Below are 15,139 nucleotides of genomic sequence, written 5' to 3' on the forward strand. Positions count from 1 at the left end.
ATGCTTAAATTAGCTAATAAATCAATTTGTTAACTATGGATGCAGTTCTAGAACAGGAAAACAGGAAGAAAGAACAGGATTTGAGTAAGATGAAAAGAAATGCATTGATTCTTTTGGGATTTGCTGTAGTTCTTTTTGTGTTTGCCAACGTCTATAAATATGATTGGCTGAAAGCTTTTAGCGAAGCTGCCATGGTTGGTGGTATTGCCGATTGGTTTGCTGTTGTGGCGCTGTTCCGGCATCCGCTTGGAATTCCGATACCCCATACGGCTTTGATTCCTAGTAACAAAGATAAAATAGGGGAGAATCTTGGGGATTTTGTTTCAGAAGAATTTTTGATAAGAGAAAAATTAGAAGTAAAAATTGATCAATTTAATGTGGCAATGAAAGCTTCTGATTGGTTGATTGATGCGAAAAATGCTAATATAGTTGCTGGCTTAATTGCTGAAAATGTTATTCCGGGAGTTTTGAAAACGATAGACGATACCGAAGTTCAGCATTTTATACAAACGCAGTTTAGTGGTAAGCTAAGCAAAGTAAATTTTGCTGAATGGATTGCTCTTGGTTTGGAATCATTGGCCAAAAGCGATAAACAAGAAGAATTGGTAACCAATGTTTTGAAAACACTTATAGTTGAATTACAAAACAACAAACATCTGATTGAAGAAAAAGTAAAAAGTTCGACTCCGTTTCTTTCTTTTGGTTTGGCCGATAAAAAAATAACAGAAGGAATTTTCAATGGATTGTATAATTTTCTGGAGCAGGCAAGTCATCAAGACAGTACTATTCGAAAAAAAGTAAACAACTATGTAATAGATTTTATAAACGAGTTGAAAGAATCTCCTGAAATGCAGCAGAAGGTCAATGATTTGGTTCTTGGTTTTGCTAACAAAAAAGAGGTGCAGGATTATATCAGCGGTATTTGGTTGGAGATCAAAACGTCTATTATGAATGATTTGGATCAAAAAGATAAATCAACTATTAAAAAGAGTATTGCCAATATGATACAGAGTTTTGGAAAAGGAATTCAGTCCGATCAGTTGATGATGGATAAGATTAATAATTTCATCAAGAATGATGTGTTGTCAGTGCTTATCAATAATAAAAAAATGATTGGCGATTTGATATCTTCCACCGTAAAAAGTTGGGATACTGATGAGGTTTCCAAAAAGTTGGAACTGGAAATAGGAAGCGATCTTCAGTATATAAGAATTAATGGAACTCTTGTGGGAGGTTTGGTAGGGCTTTTGATTTACGCAGTAGAATGCGTGTTACAGAGTTTTGTGATGTGAAATTTTGGAATAAAAAAAACCCCAAATTTTCATTTGAGGTTTTGGAGCGAAAGACGAGGCTCGAACTCGCGACAACCAGCTTGGAAGGCTGGAGCTCTACCAACTGAGCTACTTTCGCATTAATCATTAAAATTTACCCTTTACAATCAAAATGAATTTGATTTTAGAGCGAAAGACGAGGCTCGAACTCGCGACAACCAGCTTGGAAGGCTGGAGCTCTACCAACTGAGCTACTTTCGCATTACTGAGGTGCAAAGATAAATAATAAAAACAGTTATTTGCAAATTTTTTTTTGAAAAATAAATCGACATTTCTCATTCTTGATTACAACCGTTTTAAAATTAAAATGTTATACTTTTATTTTTTTTAAATGACCATGCAAAACATCGAAAAAATAACTGATTTAGAGACCTATTCCGTAAGACATGCTGTTCTTAGAAAAGGAAAACCAATCGAAACTTGTCAATTTGAAGGTGATGCTTTACCTTCAACTCGTCATTTTGGGTATTTCCTAAATAATGATCTAGTAGGAATTATATCTATTTTTAAAAATAATAATGTCATCTTTGCAGCCAATAATCAATATCAAATTCGAGGAATGGCTGTTTTAGAATCGCATCAAAAAAAAGGAATCGGAGAATTACTGGTTAAGCATTGTGAAGTGTATTGTAAAAAACTGCAATCCGATTTAATTTGGTTTAATGCCAGAACAGTTGCTGTTGGCTTTTATGAAAAATTGGGCTACGCCAAAGTTGGAATGGCTTTTGAAATCAAAGATGTTGGCGAGCATTATTTAATGGCAAAAAGTATAAGAAATGAATAAGTTTTATTTGTTTATTGTCTTTGCAGTTTTAATAAGTTGCAAAAAAGAGCCTATTCTAAATTTGGACTCTTTAAAAATATCTGACCCTACAGACAAAGAAGGAGAGGTTATTGAAATTGACACTCTGTTGATTACTCCTTTTAAAAGCAAATCACTCATGGATTTTTATAGATCCAGAGACAATCAAACGGTATGGCAATCTGAAAAAAACAGAAAAATCATTCTTAAAATCATCAAAGAATGTGAAAGAGAAGGATTAAATCCATCAGATTATAACATTTCAAAATTAGAAGATCTTGAAAAAAAGTTCAGTGAATTGGACGAAGAAGAACAGTTAAACTATGATTTGCTACTTACTTATAATTTTGAAAAATACCTGATTCATCTTCATAATGGAAAACTTAACCCAAGAAAACTATACAATAATTGGGACTTACCTGTCGATGAATTGGACATGAATTCTATTTTGAATAATGCTTTGGAAAAAGATTCTCTTATTTGTATAACAGAAAAATTTGAGCCAAAAGCGTTGACTTACAAAAAAATAATAAAAGCTTTGGAACTTATTAATGGATTTCCGGAGGACAAAACACAGCAGGTAGATACCACAGGGATAATAAGACGCAATCATAAAAATAGGGCAATAGTCAATATCAAAAAGAAATTGCTTTATTGGAAAGATTTGGACAGTAAAGACAGCATTAATTCTGTGTATGATGATAAAACGTTTGAAGCGGTCAAGAAATTTCAAACTCGACATGGTTTGATTTCGGATGGTGTGATTGGCAAAAGCACCATAAAAGCACTTAATTTTACAAAAGAAGAAAGAAAACATCAAATCATAGTTAATCTGGAACGTTGGAGATGGTTTGCTAAATCATTTGCTCAAAATTATGTTCTGATTAACATTCCTAATTATAGCCTAAATGTAGTAGAAGACCAAAACGTTACTATGAGTAAACGTATTGTGGTGGGGAAAAATAAAAGAAGGACTCCGGTATTGACTTCGGTGTTGCAAACGATTGTTTTTAATCCTACATGGACGGTTCCTCCGACTATTTTGAAAGAGGATATTATTCCTGAATTAATCAAAAATAGAAACTACTTGAAAAACAAGGGTATTGGGATATATGACTCTGACACTAATGAAGTAGATCCAAAAAATTGGAATGAAAAGCGCCCCAGAGGATATCGCTATATCCAAAAACCGGGTTATTATAATGCTTTGGGAGTTGTCAAAATTAATTTTCCTAATAGGTATAGTGTTTACTTGCATGACACCAATCATCGAGATTTGTTTGAACGAAATTTTCGCTCACTAAGTTCAGGATGTGTTCGCATTGAAGAGCCTTTAGAATTGGTGGAGCTTTTACTGGAAAACCCAAAGAAATATTCAAGGGAAAAAATGGACTCTATCATTGCGACCAAAAAAACGCTGTTTATTGGTATAACAAAACGCTATGCGATTTACCAATGGTATTGGACGGCATGGAGTGAAAATGATGAATTGATTTTTAGAGATGATATCTACAATTTGGATACCGATTTATATAATCAACTACGAAATTAGTTTGAATTGTTTTTGATTATTTATCGAAGGATGATAAATGTACAGACAAGATTGACCTTTTATCATCGAAATAATTTCTGGAGCAAATTCAAGCGGAACAGCTGGACATCCTTGGCTTCTTCCTAAGCGCTTATGGTATTTTATAAAGGATTCTGAAACATAATCGGCGCCGTGAATCACAACAGCTCTTTCGCGTGCATGATCATTTAAACCTTTTTCTAGACCATCAAGTTTTAGCGAAATGCCATGCTTTCCATTGTAAACTTCTCCTGTGGCATAAAAGCCCAAACTGCTTTTGAAAGATTCTGGTGTGTTGGAAAAATTATTCGCAAATTCGTCACCAGTGTTTCTTCCATGAGCAACTAAAGATTGAAACAATATTTCATTTGTCGACAAATTAATAATCCAAAGACGCTTGGCATTAGACGATAGACTAAAATCAACCAAGGTCAATATGTCTTTTTTGATTAGCCCTTTTTCTTTTAATTCATAAAACCCTTTCAATGCTTCAGCAAAACATTCTTCTTTGGGTAATTGAAATTGATTGGCTTGTAGTGAGTTATAAACTAATTGAATCTTGTTGTCAATACTTGAGATTACATTAGAAACTGTCGTTTTATTTGTGGCTATTTTAGGAGTATTTGTGGTATTGCCTTTAAAGGACAATGATACAAACAGATAAAATGTAGAGATAAATATCTTATAAATCATTGTTTTTCATTTGGTTACAAACTAATTCAGGGATTGCAAATATACAAACAAATACCACTTGTCAAAATAAAAACGTATTTTAACGGTAAATTTTAACTTTTCATCGATTATTTTTTTAAAAAAAATAACTTATGTCAGTTTTTTATTAAAATATTGTATTACTTTTGATTGTAAATCAATAGTTTTTTATGACCATAATTCGAAATAGTATTTTTTTTATCATAATTATTTGCACAAGTCTACTGTACGGTCAAAAAAAGACTCTTAATACGAAGTCTATTACAACTAAGATTTCTATTGATGGTAAAATAACAGAAGATGCATGGAATTCGGCCGAAATTGCATCCGATTTTGTTATGTATCAGCCAGATAACGGTAAGCCAATAAGTGAAAATAAAAAAACGGAAGTAAAAGTCGTTTACGATAATGATGCTATTTATATCGCTGCGACATTATACGATGAAAACCCGAGCAAAATAAAAAAGGAAATCACTAACAGAGACAGTTTTGGGGTAACCGATTACTTTTCTGTTTTTATTAATGGGTTTAATGACGGACAGCAGGATTTTAGATTTTATGTGACCGCAGCCGGAGTACAGTTAGATTGCATCGCTACCGAAGATTATAAAGATTTCTCATGGGATGCTATTTGGGACAGTAAAGCAGTGATAACTGATAAAGGTTGGGTAGTAGAAATGAAAATTCCTTATGCGGCAATACGTTTTTCAAATTCAAACAAGCAAACCTGGGGTGTCAATTTCCTTAGAAATATTCAACGGGATGTTCAAGTGTATTCCTGGAACCGAATCGACACTAAAATTGGAGCCGAGCTTACTCAAAACGGGCTATTGGAAGGAATTGAAAATATCAAGACTCCAACTCGATTATTCTTTATTCCTTACGTTTCATTTTACAATCAAAAAGACAACAGCCAGTCGGATAATACATTCAAGGGTGGACTCGATATCAAATACGGAATCAATGATGCTTTTACGCTGGATGCGATTTTGGTACCTGATTTTGGTCAAACCAAATTTGACAATGCTATTTTAAATCTCGAACCATTTGAACAAAAATTAGATGAAAACAGGCCTTTTTTTACCGAAGGAACCGAGTTGTTTTCTAAAGGAAACCTTTTTTATTCAAGAAGAATTGGAGGATATCCAAGTTCGGACCCCACGGTTGGAGAAAATGAGGAAATTACAGATTATCCAAGTACCGTTGATTTACTAAATGCAATCAAAATATCAGGACGAACGAAAAAAGGTTTGGGAATAGGTTTTTTGAACGCCATTACCGAAAAAACATACGCAACCATAAAAGACACTGTAACTTCGACGACCAGAAAAGAAGTCATTGAACCGCTTGCCAATTATAATATAGTTGTTTTGGACCAACGTTTTAATCAAAATTCATCCGTAACTTTTATCAATACCAATACTATTCGAAATGGTAGTTTTCGGGACGCCAATGTTTCTGGGCTTTTATTCGATTTGAATACCAAGAAAAACAGCTATAGTTTAAATGGTGATTTTAAATGCAGTACTGTAAATACTTTCGAAGATTATGACGGTTATAAAACAGCCTTGAATTTTGAAAAAACAAGCGGGAAAATTCGATATGAAATTTCAGGAAAATACATTTCAGAAGATTATGATGTCAATGATCTGGGGCTTATTTATTACACCAATTATCATGCTGCTTACGCCAATGCAAGTTATAGAATTTTGAATCCGACTTCAGTTTTTAATACTTTCAAAGTTCTTCAGGAGGCCAGTTTGGAAATTCAAAATACAACTGGTAAAATACAAGATGACTACTTAAAAACTACCATAGGAGCAGCTTCTTTAAAAAACAACTATTACGAATTTTCTTTATTTTACACACCTAAAGAAACTTTTGATTTTTATGAGCCACGGGTTTACGGTCGCTATGTGTATGTACCGAAAAGGGTATATTCTTATTTTGGATTTGAATTGAATAGAAATCATGCTTTTATTTTGGATGCAACTGTTTCATTCACGAAATATAATGAAGAAAACAGACAAACTTATGAGATCTACATCAATCCAAAATACCGATTCAATAATCAATTTTCATTAGAATATGCATTAGACTATACCTCCAAAAATAATGACAGAGGGCGTGTGGGTTATGACGATTCTGGAATTGTATTTGCCGAAAGAAATAGAGAAATTCTTCAAAACACACTTACTGGAAAATTTGCTATTACCAATAGAATGGCGCTAAATTTGGATGCCCGTTACTATTGGTCTTATGCAGAGAATCATGAATTCTTTACATTGCAGGAGGATGGTTATTTAACTCCAAATCCTAGTTACAACCTTAATAAAAACAGAAATTTCAATTCCTGGAACTTAGACTTGTCGTACTCATGGTGGTTTGCTCCCGGAAGCGAAATGATTGTCCTGTACCGAAATTACGCTTTGGAAGAAACCAGACAAGTAGAGAAAGACCTTTCGTCTAACTTGACCAATATTTTCAATAGCAATTTGACTAGTATTTTTTCGGTTAGCGTTCGCTATTACATTGACTATAATGTGGTAAAAAATAAATTTTGATCATTTTTTCATAAAACTGTAACATTAACAGTAATCAATAGTCTATTGATGCAACAGCTTATTAAATCCCAATTTTAGATTTCAATTTAAAATCTGATTTAATATTCTTAAGCATCTAAAATTATTGTTTTCATGAAAAAGTATTATTTCTTTTGTTTCCTTTTATTCTCAACTTTGATGTATAGTCAGAAGAAATCTTTACAGACAAAATTCATTACTGAAAAAATAAGTTTAGATGGAAAATTAGACGAAGCAATTTGGCAATCGGTTCCTATTGCAACTGATTTTGTCATGTTTCAACCTGATAATGGTAAGGCAATTCCAGAAAATAAAAGAACCGAAGTTCGAGTTTTGTATGATAACGAGGCTATTTATATTGGAGCCTTGATGTATGACGACGAGCCAAGCAAAATCCTGAGAGAAATAAATAAAAGAGACAATTTTGGAGCAGCTGATTTTTTTGGTGTTTTCATTAATGGTTATAATGATGGACAGCAGAATTTTCAGTTTTTTGTAAATGCAGCAGATGGACAAGCCGATTGTTTGGCAACCGACAGTAATGGGGAAGACTATTCTTGGGATGCCGTTTGGGACAGTAAAGCACTTATTACTTCTTTCGGATGGGTTGTTGAAATGCGAATTCCTTATTCTGCTTTACGATTTTCTAGTGAAAGCAAGCAAACTTGGGGTGTTAACTTTTTTAGGGAAATACGTAGAGACCGACAAAAATATTCGTGGAATTTGATCGATAATAAAATAGGAACATTTACTCAACAAAATGGGACTGTGGATGGGATCGAAAACATAAAAACACCTACAAGACTTTTCTTTTTGCCGTATGCTTCTTTCTATACGTATGCCAATGCCTACCAAAAAACCTACGGAGAATTAAAAGGAGGTTTGGACATTAAGTATGGAATAAATGACGCCTTCACTCTTGATGCAATGCTTATTCCTGATTTTGGTCAAACCAAATATGATGATCGAATTTTGAATTTGTCTCCCTTTGAGCAACAATTTAATGAAAATCGTGCCTTTTTTACTGAAGGGACTGACTTGTTCAGCAAAGGAAATCTTTTTTATTCCAGAAGAATCGGAGGGCCGCCGTCCTATTCTCCAGAGATAAAAACTAATGAAGAAATAATAGAAAAAGCAACGACTGTTGATCTTTATAATGCGACAAAAATATCGGGTAGAACAAAAGGAGGTTTAGGAATTGGATATCTAAATGCCGTTACCCAAAAAACATATGCGACTATTAAAGATACTATTACACAAGAAACACGTCGTGTTCTAGTGGAACCGTTGACGAATTACAATGTCTTGGTTTTTGACCAGCGTTTTCATAAAAATTCTTCAGCATCTTTTGTAAATACGAATGTTACAAGAAATGGATCTTTCAGAGATGCGAATGTATCGGCATTGGTTTGGGATTTAAACACAGCTAAAAACACTTACAATTTATCTGGAAACTTTGAATATAGTTATGTAAATGATCTTGAAGGTAAAAAAGACGGAATCAACACAACTTTGAATTTTGCAGAGACTAGTGGTAAATATCGTTCTAATTTTGGCGGAAATTTGGTAACAAAAGACTTCGATAACAACGATTTGGGTATTATTTTCGAAACTAATTATTATAGCTTTAATGGATTTACGAGTTACAGAATTCTTAATCCAACCAAATTATTCAATTCATTCAACACCAATATTAATGGGTATACTCAATTTCAGAAAGAAACAGGCAAAGTACAGGATGATCAAATCAATTGGAACGTAAATACCACTACGAAAAAGAACAACTATATTGGATTTGGTTTACAATATCGCCCTGTGGAAATCTACAATTACTATGAACCAAGAACCGAAGGACGTTACAGCATTGATCCTACTCGTTTTGGAGGATGGTTTTCACTGTCGACCGATTATAACAAGAAATTTGCTTTTGATTTTAATCCTTCATTTGCGGTGTTAAATGAAACGAAAAGAAGATCATATGGTTTTTATTTAAGTCCAAGATACCGTTTCAATGACCATGTGGCATTAAATTATGAATTCAACTTTTTTCGCCAAAATAATAACAAAGGATATGTTGACAGTAGTTCCCAAAACGATGCTTTGGCACCCAATACTATAATTTATGCGAACCGAAATGTTGTCAATTATACCAACAATATAAACGGAAAGTATTCGTTGAACAGTAAAATGAATTTTGATCTTTCTGCCCGTTATTATTGGTCTTATACTGAGAATAAAGATTTTTATAAACTGGAAGACAACGGAAGATTAAGTCCCTACGTTGGTTATACCGATAACAAAAATCAAAATCTGATTACTTGGAATTTGGATTTGTCGTACAATTGGTGGTTTGCCCCCGGAAGTCAATTGACTATTTTGTACCGAAGTAATGCTGCAAAATATGATAATTTAATCAAAAAAGATTTTGGGAACAATTATACGGGTATGCTAAACAATGAAGATTTAAGTCATGTGATTTCCATTAGTGTCAAATATTTTATAGACTACAATCAGGTCAAAAACGTTTTCTAGATTGTGGCGATCCAAAATAAATTTTCCTGTCAAACGGCGTACCTTTTTATAGGATAAAATTCTCCTCAAAATTCTTGTTTTTCAGACTGGAATTTTGAGGATTTTTTTTGCGTTTTTTTTAGAAAAAGCCGCTTTTTGCAACACAATTTTAAGTATTTGTTGTACTTCTCTTTTTTATGTACAATAGTAGTTTTGACGAACTTATATTTTTTTGGAAAGCTTTATCTTTGCAAAAAATTTCATACCATGAACAAAAAAGTAATTTTAATGATTTTAGACGGTTGGGGAAAATCACCTGACCCGAAAGTTTCTGCAATTGATAATGCAAATGTTCCGTTTATAAATAGTCTCTATACAAAATACCCGAGTGCACAACTTAGGACTGACGGTTTACATGTTGGTCTTCCTGAGGGACAAATGGGAAACAGCGAAGTAGGGCACATGAACCTTGGAGCTGGAAGAATTGTTTACCAAGATTTGGCCAAAATCAATCTTGCCGTTGAACACAAAACTTTGGTGAAAGAACAAGTACTTATCGACGCTTTCGAATATGCCAAACAGAATAATAAAAAAGTACATTTTTTAGGATTGCTTTCTGATGGAGGAGTTCACTCGCATACTTCTCATTTAAGAGGATTAATCGATGCAACCCAAGATTATGGATTGCAAAATGTATTTGTACATGCTTTTACGGATGGTCGTGACGTAGATCCTAAATCAGGAAAAAAATATGTGCAAGATCTTGAAGATTACATTGCAAACACTACCGTAAAATTAGCTTCTGTGGTAGGTCGTTATTATGCAATGGATCGTGACAAACGTTGGGAAAGAGTAAAACTGGCTTATGATTTACTTGTAAACGGGACAGGAGCTCACTCAACTAATGCCTATGAAACTATAAAAGAAAGCTACAAAAACCACGTGACAGATGAATTCATCGCTCCTATGGTTATGGTGGACGAAAATGACAAACCTCTTGCCACTATCCAAGAAGACGATGTGGTTATTTTCTTCAATTTCAGAACGGACAGAGGACGTGAATTGACCGAAGCGCTTTCGCAAAAAGATTTTCATGAGCAAAACATGCACAAATTGAAATTGTACTATGTGACGCTAACCAATTATGACGAAACATACGAGAATGTAAAAGTGGTGTACAACAAAGACAACATCACAGAAACATTAGGTGAAGTTTTGGAAAAGGCCAATAAAAAACAAATTCGTATCGCCGAAACAGAAAAATATCCACACGTGACATTCTTCTTTTCTGGAGGTCAAGAAACTCCTTTTCATGGCGAAACTAGAATTTTAAGAAACTCTCCAAAAGTAGCCACTTACGATTTGCAGCCAGAAATGAGTGCTTACGAATTGAAAGATGCTTTGGTTCCAGAATTAAACAAAGGGGAAGTTGACTTTGTATGTTTAAATTTTGCAAATGGTGACATGGTTGGGCATACAGGAGTTATGGAAGCAGCAATAAAAGCGTGTGAGGCTGTTGACGCTTGCGTAAAAGAAGTTGTAGAAGCTGCTCTTGCCAATGATTATACAACCATCATTATTGCAGATCACGGTAATTGTGAAACAATGATTAACCCTGACGGTTCTCCAAATACTGCTCACACTACCAATCCAGTGCCGATTATTCTTGTGGACAAAGAGTTGAAAACCATTCACGATGGTGTTTTAGGGGATATTGCTCCTACGATTCTTGCTTTAATGGGAATTGATCAACCAGCCGCTATGACTTGTGATTCCTTACTATAAATAAAAAGCCAATTGGCATTTTTTAATAAGCCAAAATGGGCGTGAATTTAATTTTTCACGCCCATTTTATATGTAGCAATTGTATTTTTACAATTTGTCCAACAGATAAAAGTACTCCCGCTCAATGCTCTCCTGATGATCCGAATGAGCAATCCTGACTAGTTCGGCTGCGCGTTGTTTCAATGTTTTGCCGTAAAGATCAGCAATTCCATTTTCGGTAATAACATAATGAATATGTCCTCTGGTTGTTACCACTCCAGCTCCCTGCTTTAAGAAAGGTACAATTCTGCTTACCCCATTTTTGGTAGTTGACGGCAGGGCAATAATCGCTTTTCCGCCATCACTCAATGATGCGCCGCGTATAAAATCCATTTGCCCTCCAACACCCGAATACATTCTTGGTCCAATAGAATCAGCACAAACCTGTCCAGTTAAATCAACTTCTATAGCCGAATTAATAGCAATCATTTTTGGATTTTTTCTGATTCTGGCGGTGTCATTTACTGTCGAAGATTCCCGCAATTCAATAAACGGATTATCGTTTACAAAATCATACAAGCGCTTTGAGCCCAACACAAAAGTGGACAGCACTCTTCCTCGTAATGATCCTTTATAGTTGCAGTTTATCACATTGCTTTCAATCAGATCAATCACACCGTCCGAAAACATTTCGGTGTGCAATCCTAAATCTTTATGATTTCCCAATTTGCTCAAAGCGGCATTAGGAATCGAACCAATTCCCATTTGTAACGTACTTCTGTCCTCTATCAAAGAGGCAATATAATTTCCTATTTTATCTTCCTCGGCGGTAAAAGTTTCCACTTCATGTGAATAAATAGGAACATTTACGTCTACTAAATAATTTATTTCTGAAATATGCAGGATTCCGTCACCAAAAGTTCTCGGCATCTGAGGATTTACCTGCGCTATCACAATTTTCGCATTCTCAATCGCTGCAACCGAAGCCTCCACTGAAACTCCAAGTGAACAATAGCCGTGGCTGTCAGGCGGTGAAACATGAATAAAAGCAACATCTATCGGCAACACATTTCTTCGGAAGAGACGCGGCAGTTCACTCAAGAAAACAGGAGTATATGAACCGTTTCCAGCTTTTAAAGTATGCCGGACATTCCCACCAATAAAAAATGAATTGACATGAAAACTTTCTGCAAGGTCAGGATTAGCATATCGCGCTTCACCTTCCGTATGCAAATGACATATTTCTACATTCCGTAGTTCCGAAGCTCTTTCGGTTAAAGCATTCGCTAAAATCGTTGGTGCAGCCGCAGCCGCCTGAAGATATACTCTATCTCCTGATTTTACGACTTTGACAGCTTCCTCGGCAGTTACATATTTTCCCATAAACTTGTATTTATCACAAATATATTCATTTAGATAAAACCAAAATATGACAACGCTCATATTCAAAGTAAAACAATATTTAAATAAAAGTTAAAATCTCATAGTTAAAAGTATTACTATTATATTTGCAATTAAATATATTGTAATGGATCAAATATTAGCAAACATCAAAATTCAGATAAACAGCAAGCTCTTTGTAAAGGATCCTGAAACCTCGGCATTGGGCAAAAAAATCATTCAAGAAAGTATTTTGCTCATTGATGAAATTGGCTTTGACGATTTTACTTTTAAGAAATTGGGAGAAAAAATAGGATCCAATGAGAGCTCTATTTACCGCTACTTCGAAAACAAACATAAATTGTTAGTATATTTATCTTCCTGGTATTGGAGTTGGATGGAATACAAATTAGTTTTTTTAACTTCAAATGTTTCGGATTCTCGGGAAAAACTAAAAATAGCCATTACCGTGGTTACCGAAAAAATAGAAGACGACCATGAAACAATCTACATAAACGAAGCTGTTTTAAATAAAATTATTATTGCTGAATTTACAAAGACCTTTCACAATAAAGAGGTCGACCAAGAAAACAAAGAAGGTTTTTATTTCATTTACAAAAGAGTTATCAATAGAATAACGGCCATTATTAGCGAGGTAAACCCAGAATATGCTTATGCCAAAAGCCTAGCATCGAGCATCGTGGAAGGAGCATTGCATCAGCATTTTTTGAGAGAACACATGAAAACGATTACTAATTGTAATGAAACAATATCGCCAACTGATTTTTATTTCAACTTAATTGAAAATGTACTAAAAAAATAAAACATGACTTCATTAAAAAGATTATTCAACCTTTTGAAACTGGACAAAAAAGATGTTTCACAAATTTTTTTCTACGCTATTTTTGCCGGAATCGTGAGTTTATCCCTTCCATTGGGTATTCAGGCGATTGTAAACTTTATTCAATCCGGTCGAGTAAGTGCGTCGTGGGTTGTTCTGGTTATACTTGTGGTTATTGGAGTTATCCTTGTAGGTGTCTTATCTCTGATGCAATTAAGAATTACAGAAAATTTACAGCAAAAAATGTTTGTACGCTCGTCATTCGAATTTGCCTCCAGACTTCCTAAAATAGAATTTAAAGAGCTTTATGGTCATTATCCGCCCGAATTATCCAACCGCTTTTTTGACACCTTGACGATACAGAAAGGAACATCAAAATTATTGGTTGATTTTTCGGCGGCAATCCTGCAGATAGTTTTCAGCATCATATTATTAACGCTGTACCATTCGTTCTTTATGGTATTCGGGCTTTTACTGTTAGGTTTTTTATATGTCATTTTTAAATTTTCATACAATGAAGGAATCTCAACCAGCTTAAAAACATCCAAGAATAAATACAAAGCGGCTGGATGGCTCCAGGAAATTGCCCGAAACAATTTTAGTTTCAGAAATGAACTCAACTATGATTTTGCATTAGAGAAAAACGATGGAATTATAAAAGATTATTTACACAGCCGTGAAAATCACTTTAATGTCCTCAAAAGACAATTTGGGCATCTTATCATTTTCAAGGTAGTTATTACTGCAAGTTTGTTGATTATTGGTGGTTATTTGGTTTTAAGTCAAGAAATGAATATTGGACAATTTGTCGCTGCCGAAATCATTATTTTGTTGGTAATTAATTCTGTAGAGAAAATTATTCTTGGACTGGAAACTTTTTATGATGTATTGACTGCAGTCGAGAAGATTGGTCAGGTTACCGACATGGAACTGGAAGAAGAATTTAATGTTGAAAGCAAAAGTTGTTACACCAACATCAGCCTTGAAACCAATGATTTGGAATTCAGGCTTCCGGAAAGTAATTCCAGAATTTTAAAGAGGATTAATTTAAAAATTGATTCAGGTGAAAAAATCATAATCAATGGTGAAAATGGTTCAGGAAAAACGACTTTAATCCGAGTACTTTCCGGTTTACTGCATCCTACTTCTGGAAACTTCTTCATCAATGACGATACCTTCAGCAAAATAGACATAAAGCAATACCGTTCTAGAATTGGCAGTATCATACAAGGAGAAACACCTTTTGAAGGAACAATTCTGGAGAATATAACTTTTAATGATAAAAATATTGATACCGAAACTTTAAAATGGGCGCTCGATGCTGTTCAGCTAACCGACTATATAAAAACATTGCCAAAAGGACTAGACACTAAAATATTCCCGGAAGGAAAAGAGCTTTCTTCGTCCAATGCGCAAAAGATTTTATTGGCAAGAAGCATTGTACACAAACCTAATATTTTATTTTATGAAGAACCCACAGATAAAATGGACATAAAAGTGGCCAATGAAATCATAGACTTTATTCTTTCTGAAAAAAATAAATGGACAGTCATCGTTGTTTCTCAAAATCCACATTGGTTAACCAAATGTACGCGGGAAATCACAATGCAAAAAGGAACTGTTTTATTAGACACTAAAAAATAAGGT

The 15,139-nt window shown here is 34.3% G+C and carries 10 protein-coding genes and 2 tRNA genes; 8 read left to right on the forward strand and 4 right to left on the reverse strand.

All coding sequences use genetic code 11. From position 1 onward, the window contains the following. Nucleotides 1–35: 35 nt before the first annotated feature. Nucleotides 36–1,292 (forward strand): DUF445 domain-containing protein, encoded by a 1,257-nt coding sequence (locus HQN62_RS05315; RefSeq protein WP_173503588.1) that lies wholly within the window; start codon nucleotides 36–38, stop codon nucleotides 1,290–1,292. A gap of 42 nt (nucleotides 1,293–1,334) precedes the next feature. Here HQN62_RS05315 and HQN62_RS05320 read toward each other — a convergent pair. Both HQN62_RS05320 and HQN62_RS05325 read right to left on the reverse strand, forming a co-directional pair. Further along, nucleotides 1,335–1,410 (reverse strand) — tRNA-Gly (locus HQN62_RS05320). A 49-nt stretch (nucleotides 1,411–1,459) separates the two neighbouring features. Then, nucleotides 1,460–1,532, reverse strand: a tRNA-Gly gene (locus HQN62_RS05325). 136 nt (nucleotides 1,533–1,668) lie between these two features. Between HQN62_RS05325 and HQN62_RS05330 the strand changes: the two genes are divergently transcribed. After that, nucleotides 1,669–2,115, forward strand: a complete 447-nt coding sequence (locus HQN62_RS05330; RefSeq protein WP_116798377.1) for a GNAT family N-acetyltransferase — start codon at nucleotides 1,669–1,671, stop codon at nucleotides 2,113–2,115. Next, a complete protein-coding gene (locus HQN62_RS05335) occupies nucleotides 2,108–3,685 on the forward strand; it encodes a L,D-transpeptidase family protein (protein WP_173503589.1) in 1,578 nt (525 codons plus the stop codon). Before HQN62_RS05330 ends, HQN62_RS05335 begins: the two co-directional genes overlap by 8 nt. On the opposite strand, the gene HQN62_RS05340 is transcribed toward HQN62_RS05335, so the two are convergent. Next, a complete protein-coding gene (locus HQN62_RS05340) occupies nucleotides 3,674–4,396 on the reverse strand; it encodes a murein L,D-transpeptidase catalytic domain family protein (protein ID WP_173503590.1) in 723 nt (240 codons plus the stop codon). The genes HQN62_RS05335 and HQN62_RS05340 overlap by 12 nt on opposite strands. Nucleotides 4,397–4,584: 188 nt before the next feature. On the opposite strand from HQN62_RS05340, the gene HQN62_RS05345 reads away from it, so the two are divergent. The 3 genes from HQN62_RS05345 (at nucleotide 4,585) to gpmI (ending at nucleotide 11,292) form a co-directional block, all read left to right on the forward strand. Next, nucleotides 4,585–6,978 (forward strand): DUF5916 domain-containing protein, encoded by a 2,394-nt coding sequence (locus HQN62_RS05345; protein ID WP_173503591.1) that lies wholly within the window; start codon nucleotides 4,585–4,587, stop codon nucleotides 6,976–6,978. 132 nt (nucleotides 6,979–7,110) lie between these two features. After that, nucleotides 7,111–9,528 (forward strand): DUF5916 domain-containing protein, encoded by a 2,418-nt coding sequence (locus HQN62_RS05350; RefSeq protein ID WP_173503592.1) that lies wholly within the window; start codon nucleotides 7,111–7,113, stop codon nucleotides 9,526–9,528. A 246-nt stretch (nucleotides 9,529–9,774) separates the two neighbouring features. Continuing rightward, on the forward strand, nucleotides 9,775–11,292 hold the full coding sequence (gene gpmI / locus HQN62_RS05355) for a 2,3-bisphosphoglycerate-independent phosphoglycerate mutase (protein WP_173503593.1): 1,518 nt from the start codon (nucleotides 9,775–9,777) through the stop codon (nucleotides 11,290–11,292). An 87-nt stretch (nucleotides 11,293–11,379) separates the two neighbouring features. On the opposite strand, the gene HQN62_RS05360 is transcribed toward gpmI, so the two are convergent. Then, nucleotides 11,380–12,654 carry an acetyl-CoA hydrolase/transferase family protein gene (locus HQN62_RS05360; RefSeq protein WP_173503594.1) on the reverse strand — a complete coding sequence of 425 codons (1,275 nt, stop codon included), beginning with the start codon at nucleotides 12,652–12,654 and terminating at the stop codon, nucleotides 11,380–11,382. Between the two features lie 145 nt (nucleotides 12,655–12,799). On the opposite strand from HQN62_RS05360, the gene HQN62_RS05365 reads away from it, so the two are divergent. Both HQN62_RS05365 and HQN62_RS05370 read left to right on the forward strand, forming a co-directional pair. Then, nucleotides 12,800–13,474 carry a TetR/AcrR family transcriptional regulator gene (locus HQN62_RS05365; RefSeq protein WP_116796094.1) on the forward strand — a complete coding sequence of 225 codons (675 nt, stop codon included), beginning with the start codon at nucleotides 12,800–12,802 and terminating at the stop codon, nucleotides 13,472–13,474. 3 nt (nucleotides 13,475–13,477) lie between these two features. Beyond that, the gene (locus tag HQN62_RS05370; protein WP_116796093.1) at nucleotides 13,478–15,136 is read left to right on the forward strand and encodes a peptidase domain-containing ABC transporter; all 1,659 of its coding nucleotides are present in this window, start codon (nucleotides 13,478–13,480) and stop codon (nucleotides 15,134–15,136) included. The last annotated feature ends 3 nt before the right edge of the window (nucleotides 15,137–15,139 follow it).

Source organism: Flavobacterium sp. M31R6 (genome assembly GCF_013284035.1).
GTDB lineage: Bacteria > Bacteroidota > Bacteroidia > Flavobacteriales > Flavobacteriaceae > Flavobacterium.

Coding starts and splice junctions, on each gene's coding strand:
- HQN62_RS05315 (WP_173503588.1), top strand. CDS start 36: ATGGATGCAGTTCTAGAACAGGAAAACAGGAAGAAAGAACAGGATTTG.
- HQN62_RS05330 (WP_116798377.1), top strand. CDS start 1,669: ATGCAAAACATCGAAAAAATAACTGATTTAGAGACCTATTCCGTAAGA.
- HQN62_RS05335 (WP_173503589.1), top strand. CDS start 2,108: ATGAATAAGTTTTATTTGTTTATTGTCTTTGCAGTTTTAATAAGTTGC.
- HQN62_RS05340 (WP_173503590.1), bottom strand. CDS start 4,396: ATGATTTATAAGATATTTATCTCTACATTTTATCTGTTTGTATCATTG.
- HQN62_RS05345 (WP_173503591.1), top strand. CDS start 4,585: ATGACCATAATTCGAAATAGTATTTTTTTTATCATAATTATTTGCACA.
- HQN62_RS05350 (WP_173503592.1), top strand. CDS start 7,111: ATGAAAAAGTATTATTTCTTTTGTTTCCTTTTATTCTCAACTTTGATG.
- gpmI (WP_173503593.1), top strand. CDS start 9,775: ATGAACAAAAAAGTAATTTTAATGATTTTAGACGGTTGGGGAAAATCA.
- HQN62_RS05360 (WP_173503594.1), bottom strand. CDS start 12,654: ATGGGAAAATATGTAACTGCCGAGGAAGCTGTCAAAGTCGTAAAATCA.
- HQN62_RS05365 (WP_116796094.1), top strand. CDS start 12,800: ATGGATCAAATATTAGCAAACATCAAAATTCAGATAAACAGCAAGCTC.
- HQN62_RS05370 (WP_116796093.1), top strand. CDS start 13,478: ATGACTTCATTAAAAAGATTATTCAACCTTTTGAAACTGGACAAAAAA.